We start from the raw sequence: 20828 nt of genomic DNA, 5'->3' as shown, positions 1-20828 counted from the left end.
AAGTTCGTCGCGACAATGGCGCTGTCGTTGGCGCTGGGGTCGTATCAGCAGAGTCGTGCGCGTAAAAAGGCCCGCGAGGCTGAACGTGCGCAGCGTGATGCCTATAACCGTAGCCTCAAGGACAGGCACGTCACAGTGCGGTCGGGCGTTTCTACACGTAAGTATGTGCTTGGCCGTGTTCGCGTTGGCGGGACGCTGATGCATATTGAATCAAACGGCAAGCACAATACAGCGTTAGATTCGATACTCGCGATGGCGTGCAACCGGTGCGCACTAGATGGTTATTACTTGGGGGATGAGTTTGTTGCTGTTAGCGCCTTCCCCGGGGATAAGTATGGCAATCGAAAAGAGATAGATTTTCGTCAGTCGGCTGAAGTGGTGCCTGGTACCAATAAAATCACACTGACGCATATGCCTGTTAATGCGACCTCTGTGCGAGTATCGCAGTTGTTAGGGATTCCGTACCCTAAAGATGATGTATCGGTTAATGGTGATACAGTCACCATCAATCATAAAGGCACGTCAAAAAACATCGTCATTATTACGTATAAGTATTTCGGGCCGCACAAAATTCGGATGATCTTTAAGGACGGTGATCCGAACCAGCTTACGGATGGTTGGGCTGATGTGGAAACGCCATTGTGGACGAGTGAGCATAGGCTGCGTGGTGTAGCGTACTTGCGCATGCTGAACTTATGGGACGAGGATATCTACCACTCTGGAGCGCCACAAATTGGCGCAGTCCTTAAAGGTGGTTGGGTTGATGGTCATCCGTATTTCGACCCTCGAACCGGCAGCAATCCACAGTACACGACGAACCCTGCAATCCTAGCTGCTTGGTATATGACGTTGCCGCGCAGTAAAGGCGGCATGGGTATTCCTGATGAGTGGGTTGATTGGCCTTATGTTTCTGCTGCTGCAAATATTTGTGATGAGCTGATAACGGTCAAAAAGCTGGATGGTAACGGCCACGAGAGCATCAAGCGTTACGAGTGCAACACGCTTATAGACACTGGAAGCCCACCCGCCGATAACTTGAACATCATTCTGTCGTCCATGGCGGGTGATTATGTGTTTACAGCAGGGCGGTACCGCATTTTTGCGGGTGCATTCCGGCCGGCAATGGTGGTCATCACTGATGACGATATTGTCGGTGATAAAGATATTTCGCTAGATAAGTCGGGGCAAGATGATGCGCCGGCAAACGTGGTCACCTCAACGTTCATTAATGAGAGCCGTAATTGGCTTGAGTCCAGTCCGCGGCCTGTGCGAAATGAGGCGTATGTCCAAACTGATGGTGCAGAGTCACCTTTAGATTTATCGCTGCCAGCAACGACGGATGAGCGTCAAGCAGCGTACTTGATGGGGGTGGCGTTAGAGTCGGCACGCCCGTCTATGGCAGGTGAGATTCCAGTGCTTGGTGTTGGTGAGGATCTGGCTGTCATGGACACGGTTCAGTTGGATTTGTCCAATAGACCTGAATACGCGGGTAGAACTTTCCAGATTGTTAATCGCGTTGATAATTGGGACGGCACATTTAACCTAACGATTCAAGAAATCCGCGCTAATGTGTGGTCGCTTGACCCTGATACTTTCCTGCCAACGGATCCTGCGCCGGTACCAGACACTAGCTATTTGTGGAACGTGGCACCCATCACCAATTTCATGGTTGGTGCGCAGCAGCCTCAGTCGTTAGCGGATGGCACAGCAGTTATCAGAATTGATCTGACATGGGACTTGCATTCTCAACCCTATGTTAGAGAAGGTGGCCGGATTGAGGTTAGGTATCGCATTCCTTCAGGGGATTGGATTTCCGTGCCGCCTGCTCTTGGCAGCGAAACAGGCACATCTTTTACGGCCGCTCTAGAAAATGGGCTTGAGTACCAATTTCAGGCGCGTGCAGTCAATGGTGTAGGTGCGGCCTCCAATTGGACGGACAACTGGATTGATTACGATGGGGTACGTCCACCGCCGCCAGCTATAACGTCTTTGACCGCTAAGGGGATTCTGTACGGTATTGATCTTGCATGGTCATTCCCTAGTACAAAGAATGCATTGCGCCATACGGAAATCAGGCACGGCCTTACTAACAAGTTTGCTGACTCTGTGCCGCTTGGTGATTTCGCCTATCCAACGAATATGCACACTAGGGCTTTCCTGCCGCCGGGGCGGGTAGAGTTTTTTTGGGCGCGTTTGGTAGATGCGAACGGCACTGATGGCCCATGGTTTCCAGATGTTAGTGCGCCTGGTATCAGGGGGATGGTGTCAGCTGATGCTGAGGGATACAACGAGCTAATAACTCAGCAGATCCTAGAGTCAGCGCTTGGCGATCAGATCTGGAACGGTATTCAATCGTTGCCGGACATTCAGCAAAAGCTTGATGAACTGAGCGGAGCTGGTCAGCATGACCCCGAGCAAGCGTATTTGTCTGGAAGCGTAGTCGTTGATAACGGGAAGATGTACAGGGCAAAGAAGGACGTGCCCGCACAGACGCCCATTACCAACGAGGCTTACTGGCAGTACATCGGTGACTATGAGTCGATTAATGACGCGATTGCAGCACTGGCTTTGCAAACCCGCGAAAACACGCAGCAGATAGAGGAAATTGAGGGTGTTGTTACGGCAACGGCCACCAGCACTTCTACGCTGATGTCTGCTTATCGAGACAATGACGACGGCGAGGGCCTGCTTTCTGATGTATTGAACACGTGGGATGCTATGGCGTGGATTAGCGATCTACGCAGGACTCGCGTGACAGCTGAGCAGGCCGAAGCCATTGTGCAGCAGCAGGTAGGTGCACAGCTTGCAGGTGTGGTGTCGACGGTCGAGGATATTAGCCAATCGGTTGTTGATATCGAGGGTAAGTTTAATGCCACCCGTTCAGTGCGTGTGTCGGTAGACGATAACGGCACTTTTTACACAGCAGGGTATGGCATAAGTCTTTCTAACGAGTCCGGTGTTACGCAGTCACAGTTCGTGGTGATAGCAGATAACTTTGCTGTGATGTACGCGCCTAATGGTACTCCCATGGCCGTGTTCTCTATCCAAAACGGCGTCGTTTCAATTAACACCGCCTTGATTGGTGACGCGACCATCGGGACGTTGAAACTTGCGGAGTGGATTCGATCCACATCCATGGTAGGTAACCAACCGGTCATGGAGTGGAATACCAGAACGGGTCAGCAAGTGACACGTTCTAGATCAGGAGATTGGCTGGTGGTGCGTAACGGGTACGGTAGTTATACGCAATACGTACCGACAGGTGTATGGGTGACTGAAGATGGTGTATTTGGAGGGCATAGCATGTGAGCGATGGTTTGGCAGGTGTTAGGGTTCGCGACCACCTAACGGGCGAACTGAAACTGGATACAGAAATTCGTGCCGGTAGGGTTATTGATGTGATTACAACCACATCGGGTACGGGGACTGCCGTTAGTGCTGGGTTATTGGAGGGCGAACTCTTTTTTAGGGTGGGTCTTGTTTCTAGCCCTAGTGCTTATCCAAGCACAAACTTCGTGCGAGAGTTAAAAATCTTGAGTGTGAGCGCTTCTGGCCAAACTCTTTCTTGGCGTTTTGAATGGTCTAAAGGAGGGCTGCCGGCAGGTTACTCCTACCAGATTCTTTACGGGGTGTATTGATGGCTGCGGGGATTAAAGTCAGGAATCGCCATGGAACGATTCAAATAGGCCAAGACTACTCAAACTTTGCTTTAGATGGGGGTAGAAAAAACTTCTCTGTTATCGCTAGACCAACGGGTTTTTTACACAATAGCGATCCCCCATCAGGGACTACGGCAGACTCCATCATTGTTTCTGACAACCTTTATGATCAGCCGTATTACGGTTGGAACTGGGGGTATTGCTGGGTGTTTAAGCCCGCGGATAAGGTTTCGGTTTCGGGTGTGGCAGGAAAAAGGGTACGCAACCCATTAACTGGAAAACTTGTTTTTGACAGTAGTCACCGTTACCTGCGCATTGTCGATTATGTGCGTACTGGTAGCAACCTTATAAAAACTTACCCTGCCGGGCGAAAGTACCGTGTGGCACCTCTTGCGTGGAGAGGTCTAGATATTATCAAAGATGCTGGCTGGGATCAGTGGGTTGGAAATTTGTATACGCAGAGTTTTCGCTCTATGAAGTACCAGATTAGCAATAGCACTTTAACTATTACGCAGCTCAACGAGTCTGATGGCGAGATTTTTGACGGCCCACCAGGATTGGCCGGGCAGGTGGGCGGTGACCCATACATAGAACTGTTGGTCGTTGATATGACGGGGTATCCCGGTGTTACCTAATAACTTGAATGCCCGCGAAAGCGGGTTTTTTTTATGGAAGAAATATGCAAGCCATTACACAAATGCTGATGAACAATGTTAATCAGCGCATGACAATTGAGTTGCTCAATGGGATGAATCACGCAATCAAGGCTGAGTTTGACAAGGTTCATGCGCAATTGCTGGCGGTTGAAGCTGAGCGTGATGAGTTACGCGAAAAGCTAGGCATAGGACAGCCCACAGAGCATGCTGTGGAGCCAGAGCAGCAGGAGGAAAGCTGATATGTGGCATAGAGCAGGGACGATAACAGTCACGAAGGGCAGCAAGACGGTCACTGGCGCTGGCGGCACAGCATGGGTGCAGAATATTCGTGTTGGTGATGCGCTGCAGGGGCCGGATGGGCGATATTACGAAGTCACGAATGTGGCAAGTGATACAGCACTATCTATAGAGCCAGCATATATGGGAAACACGGCATCGGGTCAGTGGTACCAGATTCTTCCTATTCTTGGCCAACAAAAACGATTAGCAGATAGGGCTGCTGAATTGGTGGGTGCTGTGGGACTTTTGCCGGGTAATGTGGCAGCAAATGAACGCCGCATTGCAAATGCGGAGCAGGCCATGCTGACCAAAATCGGCAACCTTTTGGGCCTCCAAAACCCGAAGCAAAGCCAGCTCAATTTGGGCGTGATTCAGTCACTAGCGGGAGAGGTTTTTAATTCCGACAACTGCACGGTCTTGGAAAACGCACATGGCATATCGTTTAGGCATCCCCAAGGGCTGCAGCTTTGTATAGCGACACCAGAACAAATAACCTCAATGTCTGCATACGGAAATATCTATCGTGGCACTGAGAAAAACTTCAATTGGCCACAACCTTTTATTCGCCGACCAGGTGGGGCAGCAACGCCCTCATACGTCTCGCTTTCAGGAGAGGTAACTACAGCAGGGTATATCGGCATTTCTTGCGTTTTTGGTGCGACTAACGCAACAGCCTACAGCGTCAACATGATGGGCGCCCAAGCCTCTGCAGGCGGCTGGCCTCTTGTTATTGGGGTAGGACAATGGAAACGCTGATCACTTCCATTTACCCACTGCTAAAACTAGCAGAGGCATAAGCGTGTTATGACTGACGATTGTCCATCGTTTGAAGTTTCCGAATGCCATGGCTTGCCCTGTTCCATTGGCCCAACCCATTGTTGTGCCTGACACTGCGGCGGTTGATGGGCCGCTAGAGAATGGCTGTGGAAAATCCCAACGCTGATTGATAGAAGAAAATAATGCACCTTCTGGATTGGTGCTTGCGACTGCACTAAGAGAGTGCAAACACAGCTGAAGCCCCGTTGGATGTCGATACGACACCCCGTTAGAGTTTTCCAAGACCGTGCAGTTGTCGGTATTAAAAACCTCCCCTGCTAGCGACTGAATCACGCCCAAATTGAGCTGGCTTTGTTTGAGGTTTTGCAGGCCAGCAAGGTTGCCGATTTTGGTCAGCATGGCCTGTTCCGCATTTGCAATGCGGTTTTTTTATATCTAAGGAAATTATGAAAATCACCTTATCACCAACGGGAGAGCCATACGGCCACCCGTTTAGCGATGCTCTGTTATTAGAAAGACAGGGCGAGGTATTAATCATCAATGGGATGCGTTTGGATTTTAGCGTAATACCAAGTGGTGCTACGCTGCCAGACGGCGCAGAGAAAACAGGATGCCCATACGTAGTGGGTGACATTGAGCGCAGCGAAGAAGGGCAATTGCAAATCACGCTTCTCTTACCGCATGCGGCAAATGCACCGCGTGATGCACGTTTTCCAGTGCCGATTGTTAACCCCGTAGATGGAGTTGTGCCGTTACCAGAAACGAATTGGCCAATTCTAGTACCAGAGCAGAGTGATGGAGAGCAGCATGGCAATTGATCTAACGGGTTTGATTACAGCAGAGCAAAAAGCCTCTCAAGCGGCGCGGGCCGAGCAAGAGCGTATCAATGCAGAGGCTCGGCAGTATCTAGACAGCACGGACTGGTACGTGATGCGATTTCGTGAAACTGGTGTTGAAGTCCCCGAGGATGTGCGTGTAAAGCGCCAAGCAGCCCGCGACCGTGTTATTCAGCTTGACGACTGACCTCTGGCGCGTAGTATTGCGGCTTGTTTTCGCCCCAGTGTGCTGCGGGATAGCTTGCGGGCTAGGTCACGGCCATGCGGGTGGTAATAACGCAGTAGCATGCGCGTGGACTGGTGGCCCGTCACTTTAGCTAGGTCGGCGGCTTGAAATACGCTAGCTAGGCGTGATGTCGACTCATGGCGTAGATCATGAAAGTGCAGGTCTTTAAAGTAGTGGTCTCGGGGCATGCGGTTGTACTGCTTACATAAAGCCTCATATGCCTTACGGGAGTTTTTAACAGCTCTGGCGAATGCTTGGGTGATGGCGCTAGTGGATATATCAAAGACCTTTCCTTTAGGACTTCGATCAGCTAAGTAGCGGCGCAGGGCATCTTTTGCAAACGGGGATAAGGGGACATAGCGTACTTTCCCGTTCTTTGTCTCGGTTAGCGTGATAACGCCAGAGGTCATATCAATCTGTGGGCGTTGCAGTCCTACTATTTCAGATCGACGCATTCCAGTTTCGACGGCCAACATCATGATTGTTGGTAGTGTTTTGGATCTCGTATTGCGGATAAGCCATTCCAGCTCGGAGCGTGGGCACTCAGTAATGGGTATGCCTCGGTGCTGGATGCGATCAAATACGCGGCGGTCGCGGGCATTGTCTGCTTGTGGCCATCGAACTTGGGCGACAGGGTTTGTTAGTCCTGGCATCCCCCAATCTTTTGCGGCAACAGTATAGACGTGCGAGAGGAAAGCGAGGCGTCTAGTCACTGTGGCTGGTGCTCGATCCTCAAGCCATTCATCACGTAATTTCTGTATGTCAGTTTGACTGATTCTGTTTAGCGGTCTACCGATTAGCAGGGTTTCAGACCATACATTGATTAGTGAATTTTCTTGTGCGTGTCCTTTTTTCTTACTGGAAACTTCAGATTTATAGCGCTCAAAGGCTTCCTTTAGAACAGGGCAGGCTTTAGCGATTCTTTTTGTACGTTGATTCATTGCGAGCAAAAGCCGCTATTGAACCATTTTTGTCGCCCCTGCGTTTGTAGGGGCTTTTTTATTGGAGGCCACTATGCAGCCCCAAAGGATACACACGATGCACAACGATGCGATGCATCTGCCGATCACTACGGGGTCGGCTTTTTTAATTTATGGATGGACGTTGCAAGAGTTGGTGCTGATCTTGTGGGCGTTGTATGTGGTCATTTTGATTGTGACGAAGTTGCCGGAGCTGCATAGGGCAGTAAGTCGCATCTATGTTTGTGTGCAGGGCCGTTGTGCCAGACTAAAGGAGTGGTGGCGTGGATCTAAGAACTAAAGCAATGACAGCTGCGGTAGCAATCGCGGCTGGATCGCTGACTCTTTATAGTGACGACCTAAACAATATGCTTAGCCGCTGGGAAGGGGAGGGGCAGAACATTGTGTACCCAGACAAACTAGCTGGAAACCTGCCCACAGTGTGCCGAGGGCTAACCAAACACACAGTAAACGAGCCTATCGTTATTGGGGATTATTGGTCGCCAGAAAGATGCGAAGAGGTGGAGCGTGTCGTTGTAGAGAAAGGGCAAATTTCTCTGGCTGAATGCTTACCAGCAGATATCAGGCAAGGGGCGTTTGATGCTGCCAGCGATATGGGGCATCACTATGGAAACCCACGGACGTGTGCAAGCAGAGCTGTTGGCTTGATGTGGGAGGGGAGATGGGAGGAGGCATGCGACGCTTTCGCTCATGCTCCGAGCGGTCGCCCTGTTTGGTCCTATGTTGGCCAACAGTTCTACCGTGGGCTTTATCACCGCGCTCTAGACAGGAAGAAACTATGCATATCAAGTCTGGATTAACAGGGGCCGCTATTGCAGCGGCTATTTTTTTGGCTGGCTGGTGGGTGCAGGGCTGGCGGTATGAGGCGCAGCTTTCTGATTTAAAGGCTCAGCACTCACTAGAGCTGGCTGCACGCATGACTGATGTTGCACATGCAGAGGCCTTGGCTCGTCAGATAGAGCATGAACTAACTGAAGCAATGGAGATAAGGGATCGTGAGACACAAGAGCAGATTAAGCAAATTGCTATTACTGAGCGGCTTGCTGCTGATCAGCGCGTGCGGGACGCCGCAAAAGAATACGCTGCCCGCTACAGGCGAGACGTTGCGCTTGCCACCGCTGCCGCAGAGCGCGAGGCAGCAGACACCGCCATCCGAATGTTTACCGAGCTGCTTGGAGAACTTGATGGGTTGGCGGAAATCTACGCAGCAGAGGCTGACAGGCGGCGAGTAGCAGGATTAGCGTGTGAGGTTGGGTACGATAGCATCAGAAAACGTGGCGCGACGCAGTAGACGGCTTATAGAAGAGGTTTAAGCGTCCACGTCACGACTCCAAACACAGTCAGCTCTTGCCCATCATTAAGCTCGATGTCTGGAAAGTCTGGATTTTCGGCCAGCAGTTTGATGATGCCATTCTGCTTGTACAGGCGCTTCACAGTGTAGTCACCGTCAACTATGGCTAGAACGATGCTGCCATGTCTTGCGATGAGGGATGTATCGACCATTACATGGTCACCGTCCCAAATGCCTGCATTACGCATTGAGTCGCCGCGCACAGCAACACAGTATGTTGTGCCTGCGTGCTTGATTAGTAGATCGCTGATGTCTAATGTTTTGCCAACTTCAGTTGTGCATGGGAGAGGGAAGCCGCACTGCACAGTAGCGTCTAGTGCTGTGACTAGGCAGGGGGAGTTTGGTGTTATAGGGATGGGTTTAGACATGGCGCACTGGTACTGATTAAAAAACCAGTATTTTAGTGCGGTTTGATGGTGAAAAAGTTACCGAGTGTGTGCGTAGAGGGTATGCGGCGGCTACCTAAATTTTTTAGACTGGCCGCCTCAATTCCCGCCGACGAGAGTTATTTGCGGAAAAGTGCAGAATATGCGGAAAAAAAGGGCTTAGAGATTTCTCTCTAAGCCCTTGGTATTCTTGGAGGCGCAAGCCGGAATCGAACCGACCTACACGGATTTGCAATCCGGTGCATAACCTATCTGCCATTGCGCCATAGCATTTCCTTGCGGAAATTGTTTTTGGAGTAATTCGCGATGGTTTCATGCAGCCGTACAAGTACGATGCAGACCTGAGCGCGTTGCTCCAAAAGAAAAGAACTATAGCGTGTATACGACGGTTTGGCAAGGTGTGTGGCGCTAATGTTGGCCTTTTGTGCACATGAAATTTCATGTGTTGCCGTCATTGTTAGGTTCCGTCAACGTTACAAGCGGGGTTTTTGCCTAGCTGTAATTCTTGCTATGCTACTGTTTGCGCAGTGTTAAGACTGCTTTTACTTTGGTGTGAGCCTGATACCGTGTCTTTGTTATCGCTTTATTCCCGTTTCATGTCTGGTCGTACTTCTGTATTGCGCTGGGTGCTGTATGGCGCTGTGGCAGTGACGTTGGCGGCATGTGGAAGTACGAGTGGAACTAAGGATGGCTATTATGTGGTGCAGCGTGGCGACACCTTAAGTAAGGTGGCGCGTCAGCATAATCAAAGCTTGTCGTCACTGATGCGCATGAACAATATTTCTAACCCTAACCGTATAACGGTGGGGCAGCGCTTGAAAGTACAAGGTGGTTCAGCAGCGCCTGCGGCAGCGTCAAGCGGGCCTACAGGCAGTGCAGGCAGCAGCACTGCGTTGCCGCCGCGTAATGCGTCTACCAATTCAGTGGCCGCGCCGCGCAATATTAATTTGATTTGGCCGGCAGCAGGTACGTCTAAGCGTGGTGTGTCGGCGGCGCACTCTCAAGGTGTGTATATCGCTAATACGGCAGGTACGCCGGTCAAAGCGGCGGCGGCAGGTAAGGTTATTTATTCAGGTGATGGATTGCGCGGCTACGGTAATTTGTTGATCGTGAACCACGCTAATAACTTTTTAACGGTATATGCGCATAACCGCCGTTTGCTGGTGTCCGAGGGGGCTACGGTGACTCAAGGTCAAACCATTGCCGAGATGGGAAATTCGGGTACATCGCAGGTGCAGCTCTATTTTGAGCTGCGTTATAACGGTAAACCGGTAGATGCACTGCGCTATCTGCCTAAGAAGTGATGATGTAAAAAAGCCTGGTAAATCCGGGCTTTTTTGTAAGTGTACGCAACAGTTCTCTCTGTGATCTAGGGTAAGTACCTATACGACTTCAAAAAGGTTGCACCTAGAATTCGCATATCTATCATTAAGGTTGCACCTTTTAAATTTATAAGGTTGCAACCTCTCTGTCTGTAAGTGAGAGGGTTATGAGTGCAACGACACTAGGGGTGAAAGTAGACGCCGAATTACGTGGGCGTATACGCGAGGCGGCTGAACGCATTGGAAGAACTCAGCATTGGTTCATCAAGCAAGCCATTTTTTCGTTCTTGGAAGAAATCGAGTCGGGTAAGTTACCGCCATCCTTAGCCTATCTTGCCCAGACAGAGGGTGAGAAAGGGGTGGATCTGGAGCAAGCCGGTTTGAGCGTGGGCGACAATGAGCCTACACAGCCGTTCTTGGAATTTGCCCAATCTATTGCACCACAATCTGTGTTGCGTGCTGCGATTACTAGCGCCTATCGTCGCGCCGAAGAAGACTGTTTGCCTGGCTTGATTAGCCAAGCACGCAGCAAAGACCAAGCTAAAGTACGCGAGTTAGCCCGTAAGCTGGTGACAGCGTTGCGTGCTAAAGGTCAAGGCAGTGGTGTGGATGGTTTGATCCACGAGTTCTCGTTGTCTAGCCAAGAAGGCGTGGCCTTGATGTGTTTGGCCGAAGCATTGCTGCGTATTCCTGACCGTGCCACACGCGACGCATTGATTCGCGACAAAGTGAGCAAAGGCGAATGGCAAGCTCACCTGAACTCCGGTTCTATGTTTGTGAACGCGGCGACATGGGGCTTGATGCTGACTGGCAAATTGGTGACCACCAGCAGCGAAAAAGGTTTGAGTTCCGCCATTGGTAGACTGATCAGCAAAGGTGGTGAGCCATTGATCCGCAAAGGTGTGGACATGGCGATGCGTTTGATGGGCGAGCACTTTGTGTGTGGTGAAACCATTTCTGATGCCTTGGCAAATGGCAGAAAATGGGAAAACAAAGGCTTTAGCTACTCTTACGATATGTTGGGCGAAGCTGCGATGACCGAAGAAGATGCGGCACGCTACTACGCGTCTTACGAGCAAGCCATTCACGCGATTGGTAAAGCATCAGGTGGCAAAGGTATTTACCAAGGCCCTGGTATTTCTATCAAGTTGTCTGCGCTGCACTCTCGTTACTCTCGTGCCCAGTACGACCGTGTGATGAGCGAGCTGTTGCCACGCGTTAAAGCATTGACGATGTTGGCGCGCCAATACGATGTGGGTCTGAATATCGACGCCGAAGAAGCGGATCGTCTGGAAATTTCGTTGGATCTGTTAGAGGCCCTGTGTCAGGACCCAGATCTGGCCGGTTGGAACGGTATTGGCTTTGTGATTCAAGGCTACCAAAAACGTGCTCCATACGTGATCGACTATGTGATCGATTTGGGTAGACGCACTAACCACCGTTTAATGGTGCGTTTAGTGAAAGGCGCGTACTGGGATACGGAAGTTAAACGTGCGCAGGTTGATGGCTTGGAAGGCTACCCTGTTTACACCCGCAAAATCTACACCGACATCGCGTACTTGGCATGTGCGAAAAAACTGTTGAGCGCACCGGATGCGATCTTCCCGCAGTTTGCAACACACAACGCCTTAACGTTGGCTGCTATTTATGAAATGGCAGGCTCTAGCTACTACTTGGGTCAGTACGAGTTCCAGTGCTTGCACGGTATGGGTGAGCCGTTGTACGAAGAAGTGGTAGGCCCTGTTAGCCAAGGTAAATTGGCACGTCCTTGCCGTATTTACGCACCAGTAGGTACACACGAAACACTGTTAGCGTACTTGGTACGGCGTTTGCTGGAGAACGGTGCGAACTCCTCGTTCGTAAACCGTATTGCCGATGAAAACGTCTCTATTGATGAGCTGATCCGTGATCCTATTGATGAAGCTGAAAGCATCAGCCCAGTAGGCGCACCTCACCCTATGATTCCGCTGCCAGCAGAGTTGTACAAAGCGCAGGGCGAGAACCGTCAGAATTCCCAAGGTTTGGACTTGTCCAACGAACACCGTTTGGCATCGTTGTCGGCAGCATTGTTGTCCAGCACCACCAACAACTGGCACGCCAGCCCAGCCACATTGGCTGTGGTAGATGAAGCGCGTGAGCAGGCTGTGCTGAACCCAGCTGACCACCGTGATGTGGTGGGTAAAGTAATTTTCAGCTCTGCTGCTGAAGTAGATGCCGCGTTGGTACGTTCGGTAGCTGCTGCACCAATTTGGCAGTCCACAACTGAGCAAGAACGTGCTCGTTGCTTGCTGCGTGCGGCTGACCTATTGGAAGCCCAGCAAACCACCATGATTGGTTTGATCGTGCGTGAAGCGGGTAAAACCTTTGCGAATGCGGTAGCAGAGATTCGTGAAGCGGTAGACTTCTTGCGCTACTACGCTAACCGTATCGACCAGCATTTCTCTAATGACAGCCACCGTCCTTTGGGTCCTGTGGTGTGTATTAGCCCTTGGAACTTTCCGCTAGCTATTTTCTTGGGTCAGGTGTCTGCGGCATTGGCTGCCGGTAATACCGTGTTGGCTAAACCTGCTGAACAGACTGGTTTGATTGCCGCCCAAGGTATTCGCTTCTTGCACGAAGCGGGTGTGCCACACGACGTTGTGCAACTGTTGCCTGGTGAGGGTGATGTGGGCGCGATGTTGGTGGGCGATGATCGTGTTCAAGGCGTGATGTTCACCGGTTCTACCGAAGTGGCTAAACGTATTTCGGCTACCTTGGCACAGCGTGTGAATAACAATGGCCAACCTATCCCGCTGATTGCTGAAACCGGTGGTCAGAACGCGTTGATCGTGGATTCTTCCGCGTTGCCAGAGCAAGTGATTGCTGACGTACTGAACTCTGCTTTCGACTCGGCTGGTCAGCGTTGTTCGGCACTGCGTATCTTGTGTGTGCAGGAAGACGTGGCTGACACCGTGATCACCATGTTGCGTGGTGCGATGCGTGAATTGCGTGTGGGTAACCCTGACGTGTTGTACGCCGATGTGGGCCCCGTGATTGATGCTGAAGCACAAGGCAATATCCGCAGCCACATTGACACTATGCGCAGCCGTGGTTTTGATGTAGAGCAGTTGCCATTGGGCGACGCATGCCAGCACGGTACGTTTGTGCCACCAACCATCATCCAGATCAAGAGCATTGCGGATGTAGAGCGTGAAGTGTTCGGCCCTGTGCTGCACGTCATGACCTACAAGCGTGCCGAGCAAGATGCCTTGCTGAAAGCCATCAATGACACTGGCTACGGTCTGACCTTTGGGGTGCACTCCCGTATTGATGAAACCATCAACCGTTTGGTAGCCCAAGTACACGCCGGCAATATGTACGTGAACCGCAATATTGTGGGTGCGGTAGTAGGTGTACAGCCATTTGGTGGTGAAGGCTTGTCGGGTACTGGTCCTAAAGCGGGCGGTCCTATTTACTTGAATCGTTTGTTAAGCCAGCGTCCAGACCAGTTGGTGCTGGGTGGTAAAGCACAAAAAGCAGCTAGCAACGAAGCCTTGGAAAGCCTGCAACAGTGGGCCGATAAACATGGCGAAAAAGATCTAAGTCAAAGCTTGAAACACTTGTCTGCTGTGTCGTTGTTCAACACACGCGTTGAATTGCCAGGCCCTACCGGCGAAACGAACACCTACAGCCTACAAGGCCGTGGTGCAGTCGTGTGTGTGCCAGCCACCAAACATGGTTTGCTGGTGCAGGTAGCAACTAGCTTGGCATGTGGTAACGAAGCACTGATCGTGCGTGAAGGCGTTGCTGCAGAAGTTTTGGAACCCGTTTTAACCCAACTGCCTGAAGCTGCTCGTAAGCAGGTGGTCGTGGTGGACTCCCTGAAAGACGCGATGACACGTCGCGTAGGGGGTGTGGTCTTCGAGGGGGATTGTGATGCGCTGAAATCGCTATCGCAGTTCTTAGCGGAGCAGGATGGCCCCGTGTTACAAGCGCAGGGTCGCACCAGTGCAGAGTTGGCTGATGGTCAGCTCTATAGGATGGAGCTGCTGGTAGCAGAACGTTCTCTTAGCGTAAACACCGCGGCTGCGGGAGGGAATGCCACGCTAATGGCAGTAGTCTAATTTTTACTACAACAAGCGATATGCACGGATAGCAATGTGCAGGGACAAGGGGTTTTACACCCCTTGTCTGCCTCAAAAGGGAGAATGCTATGCAATTAGCCAATATGCAGATTACGACGATGTTCGTAATCTATATCGTGGGAATGCTGTTGATCGGATGGCTGGGCTACAGGGCTACAAATGACTTGTCCGACTATATTTTGGGCGGACGCAGACTGGGGCCTTTCGTGGTGGCACTTGCCGCTGGGGCTTCGGATATGAGCGGTTGGTTGCTGATGGGCTTACCAGGCGCGGTCTATGACAACGGGATCTCCGCATCCTGGATTGCCATTGGCTTAACCTTGGGGGCGTATCTAAACTGGCGCTTCGTGGCTGCACGTTTACGTGTGTACACCGAGAAATCTGGGAATGCGCTGACATTGCCCGACTTTTTCTCAAATCGTTTTGAAGACAAATCCAACGTGCTGCGTATTGTGTCGGCCGTGGTAATTCTGGTGTTCTTCACGCTGTATTGTGCATCCGGTGTGGTGGCAGGCGCCAGATTGTTTGAAAGCATGTTCGGTATGTCGTACACCACTGCGATGTTTGTGGGCGCATTCTGCACCATTGCTTATGTATTCATTGGAGGTTTCTTGGCGGTGAGCTGGACAGACACCATTCAGGCTTCCTTGATGTTTACAGCGCTGATCTTGACCCCTCTGGTGGTGATCTTGGGCGCTGGTGGCTTTGCGGATGCAAACGCTGCAGTGATTGCTATTAATCCTTTGCATGCTGATTTGTGGCAGGGCGCCTCATTCGTGGGTGTGATCTCCTTGTTGGCATGGGGTTTGGGCTACTTTGGTCAGCCTCACATTCTGGTGCGCTTCATGGCAGCAGAGTCGGTAAAAACTATCCCTAACGCACGTCGTATCGGTATGACATGGATGATTCTGTGTTTGGCTGGTGCGGTGGCAGTGGGTTACTTCGGTATTGCGTACTTCTCTGCGAACCCAAGTCAAGCCGCTGGCGTGAATGAGAACTCTGAACGCGTGTTCATTGAGTTGTCTATGCTGCTGTTTAACCCATGGATTGCCGGTATTTTGTTGGCCGCCATTCTGGCTGCAGTGATGAGCACCTTGTCGGCACAGTTGCTGGTGTGCTCAAGCTCACTGACTCAAGATATCTACAAAACCTTCATCAAACGCGATGCAACTGATGCGCAATTGGTGTGGTTTGGTCGCGCGATGGTACTGCTGGTAGCCATTGTGGCCATCATCTTGGCATGGGATCCAAATAGCCGTGTGCTGTCTATGGTGAGCTATGCATGGGCAGGTTTTGGTGCAGCCTTTGGTCCAGTGATCTTGCTGTCCGTGTTGTGGCGCAGAATGACTCGCAACGGCGCGTTAGCAGGCATGATCGTGGGTGCTGTAGTAGTGCTGATCTGGAATCACTACGCTTGGTTCGGCTTGTACGAGATTATCCCTGGCTTTATCTTGGGCGCTATCGCAATCGTGGTAGTGAGCTTGATGGGTAAAGAGCCGCAGCATAGTGTTACGGAAGTCTTTGATTCTGTTAAAGAAGATCTCAGTCACGTTAGTCATTAACAGGGCTAGAAGTGCTCAGGAAAACGGGGTGTAAGCCCCGTTTTCTTGTCTTAAATCATAATTTTTCAGAGAAAAAATCGTACTGTTGAGGCATATGGCGTTATAGTTTTGGCATTAAAAAATAATTATTATGGTTTCAATTGTCTGCAAAGGAGGGCAAAACACATTCCATGACTATCTTGTCAAACGCTTAATGGGCATTAAGAGTTAATCCGTTTTAAAAGGCGGCACAAATGAGTTGCGCAGAAGAAAATAAGTTAAAGGGTGGGCTGAAATCCCGCCACTTGACCATGCTATCTATAGCAGGCGTCATTGGTGGAGCGTTATTTGTAGGATCCGGGAAAGTAATTGCGAATGCTGGACCGGCTGCCATTCTGGCGTATATGGGCGGTGGAGCGCTCGTAATCTTAGTAATGCGAATGCTGGGTGAGATGGCCGTTGCTCAGCCTGATACTGGGTCTTTCTCTACCTATGCCGACCGAGCTATTGGTCACTGGGCAGGGTTTACGATTGGCTGGCTGTATTGGAGTTTCTGGTCATTATTGATGGGATGGGAAGCCTATGTGGCCGGTGCGATCTTGCACGGCTGGTTCCCAATGATTCCTATCTGGGGCTACATGTTGATTGTGACCGTGGGGTTAATGGTTGTTAACTTCATGAACGTACGCAATTACGGTGAGTTCGAGTTCTGGTTTGCTTTGATCAAAGTGGTTGCCATTGTGCTGTTTATCATCATTGGCTCGCTGGCGATCGTGCATCTATGGCCTTCTGGCACTACCCAAGGGTGGTCTAACCTAACATCTCAAGGTTTCATGCCTAATGGCTTTGGAGCGGTGGTGGTAGCGTTACTGGGGGCGATGTTTGCGTTTATTGGTGCGGAAATCGTGACCATTGCGGCGGCAGAGTCCGAAAACCCCAGTAAAGCTATTGTGCAAACTACACGTTCCGTAGCATGGCGTATTTCGCTGTTCTACGTGGGTTCGATTTTCATCGTAGTGTGTTTGATTCCCTATAACAGCCCAGGTTTGGGGTTATCCACTGAAGGTACGTATGCCGTTACCTTGAATGCATTGGGTATCCCGCATGCCAGCGAAATTGTGAATTTTGTGGTGCTGACATCGGTGTGTAGTTGCTTTAACTCGGCACTTTATACGTCATCCCGCATGCTGTATTCCTTGTCGCGACGCGGTGATGCACCTCAGTCGTTCCAGAAAGTAGGTCGCAGCACAGGTACGCCGTACGTAGGTGTGGTGGCATCCAGTGTATTTGCGCTGGTGGCTGTGTATTTGACTGCGACTGAAACGATGGATATTTACGATGTGCTGATGCAAGCTACCGGTACTATTGCGCTGTATGTGTACCTATGCATTGCCTTCTCGCAATTGCGTATGCGTCGTAAGCTGATAAAAGAAAAGCGCGAGCTTACCTTCAAAATGTGGTTGTTCCCGTGGTTAACCTATGCGGTTATCGTCACTATTATCAGTGCGCTGATTGTGATGGTGATTGAAGGTACATACCGTACAGAAGTGCTCTACACCACAGGTTTGGCATTGGTGATTGTGCTGCTAGGTGTGATTGTGGACCGCCGACAGGCAGCCACGGCTACTCCTACCGTTAAAGCAGAATAACGCTGATCTATTCGCAAAGAAAAACCGCTCGTGATTACGGGCGGTTTTTTTATGGCTGTTAGCGAAGGTGGCTATGTGTGAAGAGTATGTTTTATGCGAAGGGCTGAGTAGGTTGATATGCTGTATCAAAAAAGTTTCCCTCCACCACCCGATTGTTCTGAATGTGATGATGCTTACAGCCCTTTCTTTTGGGGCGTTGGCACGGTTTGATCCAATTGGTAAATATACGGCTTTTGTTTGTCACAGAAGTACGCATTAGCCGCAACGGCAACCACACTAAAACCGTGGCAAGCGATGGAGGGAAAACGGAGGAAAGTATTTTTTTATTTGGTGTACAAATTAAAAAATACTTTTCGCAGTGCTAGCTACAGCAGCCAGTGGTGAGTAAGTTGGTGCTACGTTCATCACACACGTTGGAAACTGCAGTAAAGCAAGACACAAGCTCAAAAAATAAGCCACCTCTCAATTCATCAAGAAGTGGCTTACACATACGCTAGCAGTCAGCTAGCTAACTCTCTTACTTACGGCAGGAACTACACGTATTAATCCCCAGCATCGAATACAACGGGCAAACACGGAACAAGCCACTTAGCAGTGGAATCAAGCCTAGCCAACCCCACCAGCCTACCGTGCCGCTACTAGCAAGTATCACCAAGACTAGCCCTATAACGACGCGCAAAATTCTATCTATACCGCCTACGTTGGTTTTCATATGGACTCCAGTTATACACAGGTACGTAATGGGTGTGATCCGTTTTGTCACGGACAGAAAATGGTTTTCAGGGTACTGATTAATTGCTCGATTTTGGGATCGGCGATGCGGTAATGTAGGGTTTGGGCATCGCGTCTGTTGGTGATTAGGTTTTCTTCTCGCATCTTGGCCAGATGTTGCGACAGTGCCGATTGGCTTAAGTCTACGTAACTATTTAATGCACCTACCGTCATTTCTTTATGTTCTATTAATAAGCATAAAATCAGTAACCTGTGTTCGTTACCAACGGTACGCAGCATAGCAGCCGCTTGGCTGGCGCCTTCTTGTAAGAAGGTGATGGAGTCAGGTAATGCTGTCATGGTGTGGTCTTGTATTTTAGTTATATCTAATTTAGCATATCCTAAATTAAAAAATCCAGTGAAAGGAAAATGCCATGTCTAAGGATGTTGTTCATATACAGGCTTTTTTTGATGAACCCACCAATACCGTAAGTTATGTGGTGTCTGACCCCGCGACTAAGCAGGCGGCAGTGATTGATCCTGTTTTGGACTACGACCACCGCAGCGGCGCTGTGTCTACGCGCTCAGCACAGAAATTACTGGATTATGTTGGCGAGCAAGGTTTGAAGATTGTATGGATTTTAGAAACCCATGCTCATGCGGACCATTTAAGCGCTGCACCATTTTTAAAGCAGCACACGGGTGCCAAGGTAGCCATAGGCGAACATATCTGTACGGTACAACGCATTTTTAGCGATGTGTTCAATGTGAGTGATGTGTCGGGTGAGGGTGTGGAGTTCGACAAATTACTGAGTGATGGCGAGGTGATAGGCTTAGGTAATTTGCGTATAGAGGTCTTGCATACGCCAGGTCATACACCTGCTTGTGTGGCCTACAACATTGCCGATGCTGTGTTTGTGGGCGATACCTTGTTTATGCCAGATTACGGTACTGCTCGTGCAGATTTCCCCGGTGGTAGTGCCAAGCAGTTGTATCAGTCCATCCGCAAATTACTTGCGTTGCCGCCCCACACGCGTTTGTTTATGTGCCATGACTACAAAGCAGCAGGGCGTGATGAGTATGCATGGGAAACCACGGTGGCTGAGCAACGTGCCAAGAACATACATATACACGACGGGGTGGATGAAACCACCTATGTGACGTTGCGCGAAACTCGTGATGCAACGCTGGCGGCGCCTGTGTTGTTGTTGCCATCGGTACAAGTGAATATCAGGGCAGGGAACTTACCTGAGCCAGAAAATAATGGCGTCTCGTATCTGAAAATTCCAGTGAAGTGGACGAGTTAAACCGCTATCTAGAAGGATGGTGGTAGATTTTTTATTTAACAATATATAATTAGATATATTGTTTTCAGTGAATTTTTGCCATGACCACACCTTCCATTCATTTATCGCCAGAAAAGATGCGTGAGCACGCGGGCAAAGCATGTGCCTTGCTCAAAACCTTGGGCAATGAAGATCGTTTGATGTTGCTGTGCCAGATTGCCTTGGAGCAATTGAATGTAGGGCAGTTAGAAACGCGGACAGGCATACATCAGCCTACCTTATCGCAGCAGCTAGCTGTGCTGCGGCAAGAGGGCGTAGTAGAGACAGAAAAGATAGGCAAATACGTGTATTACCGGTTGGCAGATCCCAGCACGATGCGGTTAATGCAAACCTTGTGGGACATTTATTGTGGTCCTGCCGAGGTGACTACACCGGTTGAGTAAGAACATTCCGCAGGTGCTCAAAGGCTGAACGAGCTGAATAAAGCAGGTAGTGCAGCGGGTGTATATGGGCGCTGCTCCATCGGTAATGTATGCCGCCAATGCGGTGGCAGCATACAAGGAATTTAGCGAGGCAGATTCTACCGTGTGATGCGGTATTAGTGGGGTTTATAGCCCAGTGATTTTTTTGACGGCGTCTTCGTGCAAGGATTCATTGAGTTGATCCACAATGATTGCCCAAGCACCGTCACTTTTGAGTTGTTCTGCCAGAAATTGACGTTGGCCTTCATCCCAATAAGGGGCATCCGCAATGTAGGTGTCGGCAGGTAATTGGTGGCTGATAATGAAGTCGGCAATGGCTTGTTCACTGGCGTCTAGCCCTAATTGCAGAAACAAATTGGTCATGCGGGGCGTAGTGGAAGTCATGGTCAGCTCCAAAGCAATAGGTGAAATAAATAGTCTACCGTTGATCGCTGATTTGGGGCTATTTCTACGTGATTTCCTGATATAAAACAGAAAATAGTGGTAAACCCTAATTTTTGAAATGGGAAGACGCGTTAAAATTTTCAGCTGGGTGTCAGCTGCAATCCGGCAGTGAGACAGGT

Annotated in this window: 22 protein-coding genes and 1 tRNA gene; 16 read left to right on the top strand and 7 right to left on the bottom strand. The window is 50.2% G+C overall.

All coding sequences use genetic code 11. The features are described from left to right. The first annotated feature begins 15 nt into the window (after positions 1–15). Genes AC3QL0_RS12450 through AC3QL0_RS12430 form a run of 5 tightly spaced genes read left to right on the top strand, consistent with a single transcriptional unit; the run spans position 16 to position 5350 of the window. On the top strand, positions 16–3309 hold the full coding sequence (locus AC3QL0_RS12450) for a phage tail tip fiber protein (protein WP_493008762.1): 3294 nt from the start codon (positions 16–18) through the stop codon (positions 3307–3309). Next, complete coding sequence (locus AC3QL0_RS12445; protein ID WP_493008761.1) at positions 3306–3638, top strand: hypothetical protein; 333 nt, start codon at positions 3306–3308, stop codon at positions 3636–3638. The genes AC3QL0_RS12450 and AC3QL0_RS12445 overlap by 4 nt, the downstream gene beginning before the upstream one ends. Then, positions 3638–4294: a hypothetical protein gene (locus AC3QL0_RS12440; RefSeq protein ID WP_493008760.1), complete on the top strand. Its 657-nt coding sequence runs from the start codon at positions 3638–3640 to the stop codon at positions 4292–4294. The genes AC3QL0_RS12445 and AC3QL0_RS12440 overlap by 1 nt, the downstream gene beginning before the upstream one ends. A 44-nt stretch (positions 4295–4338) precedes the next feature. Beyond that, positions 4339–4554, top strand: a complete 216-nt coding sequence (locus AC3QL0_RS12435) for a hypothetical protein (protein WP_493008759.1) — start codon at positions 4339–4341, stop codon at positions 4552–4554. A 1-nt stretch (position 4555) separates the two neighbouring features. Then, positions 4556–5350 (top strand): hypothetical protein, encoded by a 795-nt coding sequence (locus tag AC3QL0_RS12430; RefSeq protein WP_493008758.1) that lies wholly within the window; start codon positions 4556–4558, stop codon positions 5348–5350. On the opposite strand, the gene AC3QL0_RS12425 is transcribed toward AC3QL0_RS12430, so the two are convergent. Next, on the bottom strand, positions 5351–5770 hold the full coding sequence (locus AC3QL0_RS12425) for a hypothetical protein (RefSeq protein WP_493008757.1): 420 nt from the start codon (positions 5768–5770) through the stop codon (positions 5351–5353). A 47-nt stretch (positions 5771–5817) separates the two neighbouring features. Here AC3QL0_RS12425 and AC3QL0_RS12420 point away from each other — a divergent pair, with 47 nt between their 5' ends. Next, complete coding sequence (locus tag AC3QL0_RS12420) at positions 5818–6189, top strand: hypothetical protein (RefSeq protein ID WP_493008756.1); 372 nt, start codon at positions 5818–5820, stop codon at positions 6187–6189. Further along, on the top strand, positions 6179–6394 hold the full coding sequence (locus AC3QL0_RS12415) for a hypothetical protein (RefSeq protein WP_493008755.1): 216 nt from the start codon (positions 6179–6181) through the stop codon (positions 6392–6394). Before AC3QL0_RS12420 ends, AC3QL0_RS12415 begins: the two co-directional genes overlap by 11 nt. Here AC3QL0_RS12415 and AC3QL0_RS12410 read toward each other — a convergent pair. After that, entirely contained in the window at positions 6379–7374 is a 996-nt protein-coding gene (locus AC3QL0_RS12410) for a tyrosine-type recombinase/integrase (RefSeq protein WP_493008754.1), read from the bottom strand. The two genes, AC3QL0_RS12415 and AC3QL0_RS12410, sit on opposite strands and share 16 nt — an antisense overlap. A 97-nt stretch (positions 7375–7471) precedes the next feature. On the opposite strand from AC3QL0_RS12410, the gene AC3QL0_RS12405 reads away from it, so the two are divergent. From AC3QL0_RS12405 to AC3QL0_RS12395, 3 genes are read left to right on the top strand one after another with little or no spacing between them, the layout of a single operon-like run. Further along, entirely contained in the window at positions 7472–7693 is a 222-nt protein-coding gene (locus tag AC3QL0_RS12405) for a hypothetical protein (RefSeq protein ID WP_493008753.1), read from the top strand. Between the two features lie 4 nt (positions 7694–7697). Continuing rightward, positions 7698–8213, top strand: a complete 516-nt coding sequence (locus AC3QL0_RS12400; protein ID WP_493010989.1) for a lysozyme — start codon at positions 7698–7700, stop codon at positions 8211–8213. Next, the gene (locus AC3QL0_RS12395; RefSeq protein ID WP_493008752.1) at positions 8192–8704 is read left to right on the top strand and encodes a DUF2514 family protein; all 513 of its coding nucleotides are present in this window, start codon (positions 8192–8194) and stop codon (positions 8702–8704) included. Before AC3QL0_RS12400 ends, AC3QL0_RS12395 begins: the two co-directional genes overlap by 22 nt. A 5-nt stretch (positions 8705–8709) precedes the next feature. Here AC3QL0_RS12395 and AC3QL0_RS12390 read toward each other — a convergent pair whose 3' ends face one another. Together AC3QL0_RS12390 and AC3QL0_RS12385 are read right to left on the bottom strand one after the other, a co-directional pair. Beyond that, positions 8710–9132, bottom strand: a complete 423-nt coding sequence (locus AC3QL0_RS12390) for a LexA family protein (RefSeq protein WP_493008751.1) — start codon at positions 9130–9132, stop codon at positions 8710–8712. A gap of 209 nt (positions 9133–9341) precedes the next feature. Beyond that, positions 9342–9415 (bottom strand) — tRNA-Cys (locus AC3QL0_RS12385). A gap of 331 nt (positions 9416–9746) precedes the next feature. Between AC3QL0_RS12385 and AC3QL0_RS12380 the strand changes: the two genes are divergently transcribed. The 4 genes from AC3QL0_RS12380 (at position 9747) to AC3QL0_RS12365 (ending at position 17786) form a co-directional block, all read left to right on the top strand. After that, positions 9747–10454, top strand: a complete 708-nt coding sequence (locus AC3QL0_RS12380) for a peptidoglycan DD-metalloendopeptidase family protein (RefSeq protein ID WP_493008750.1) — start codon at positions 9747–9749, stop codon at positions 10452–10454. Between the two features lie 185 nt (positions 10455–10639). After that, positions 10640–14575, top strand: a complete 3936-nt coding sequence (putA, locus tag AC3QL0_RS12375; protein WP_493008749.1) for a trifunctional transcriptional regulator/proline dehydrogenase/L-glutamate gamma-semialdehyde dehydrogenase — start codon at positions 10640–10642, stop codon at positions 14573–14575. 89 nt (positions 14576–14664) lie between these two features. Further along, entirely contained in the window at positions 14665–16158 is a 1494-nt protein-coding gene (putP, locus tag AC3QL0_RS12370; protein ID WP_493008748.1) for a sodium/proline symporter PutP, read from the top strand. A 233-nt stretch (positions 16159–16391) separates the two neighbouring features. Beyond that, a complete protein-coding gene (locus tag AC3QL0_RS12365) occupies positions 16392–17786 on the top strand; it encodes an amino acid permease (RefSeq protein ID WP_493008747.1) in 1395 nt (464 codons plus the stop codon). Between the two features lie 517 nt (positions 17787–18303). On the opposite strand, the gene AC3QL0_RS12360 is transcribed toward AC3QL0_RS12365, so the two are convergent. Further along, the gene (locus AC3QL0_RS12360; protein ID WP_493008746.1) at positions 18304–18498 is read right to left on the bottom strand and encodes a YgaP family membrane protein; all 195 of its coding nucleotides are present in this window, start codon (positions 18496–18498) and stop codon (positions 18304–18306) included. 47 nt (positions 18499–18545) lie between these two features. Beyond that, a complete protein-coding gene (locus AC3QL0_RS12355; protein ID WP_493008745.1) occupies positions 18546–18857 on the bottom strand; it encodes an ArsR/SmtB family transcription factor in 312 nt (103 codons plus the stop codon). Positions 18858–18931: 74 nt separating this feature from the next. Between AC3QL0_RS12355 and AC3QL0_RS12350 the strand changes: the two genes are divergently transcribed. After that, positions 18932–19804, top strand: a complete 873-nt coding sequence (locus AC3QL0_RS12350) for an MBL fold metallo-hydrolase (protein ID WP_493008744.1) — start codon at positions 18932–18934, stop codon at positions 19802–19804. Positions 19805–19884: 80 nt separating this feature from the next. Next, positions 19885–20226, top strand: coding sequence for a metalloregulator ArsR/SmtB family transcription factor (locus AC3QL0_RS12345; protein ID WP_493008743.1), 342 nt, complete (start codon positions 19885–19887; stop codon positions 20224–20226). 165 nt (positions 20227–20391) lie between these two features. Here the strand turns inward: AC3QL0_RS12345 and AC3QL0_RS12340 are convergent, their stop codons facing one another. Further along, positions 20392–20649, bottom strand: a complete 258-nt coding sequence (locus AC3QL0_RS12340; protein ID WP_493008742.1) for a DUF2789 domain-containing protein — start codon at positions 20647–20649, stop codon at positions 20392–20394. Positions 20650–20828 lie beyond the last annotated feature (179 nt).

Source organism: Paenalcaligenes sp. GW821-LYS-B07-1 (genome assembly GCF_058803365.1).
The sequence above is the reverse complement of the archived record's forward strand: the minus strand, read 5'-3'. Positions and strand labels throughout refer to the sequence as shown.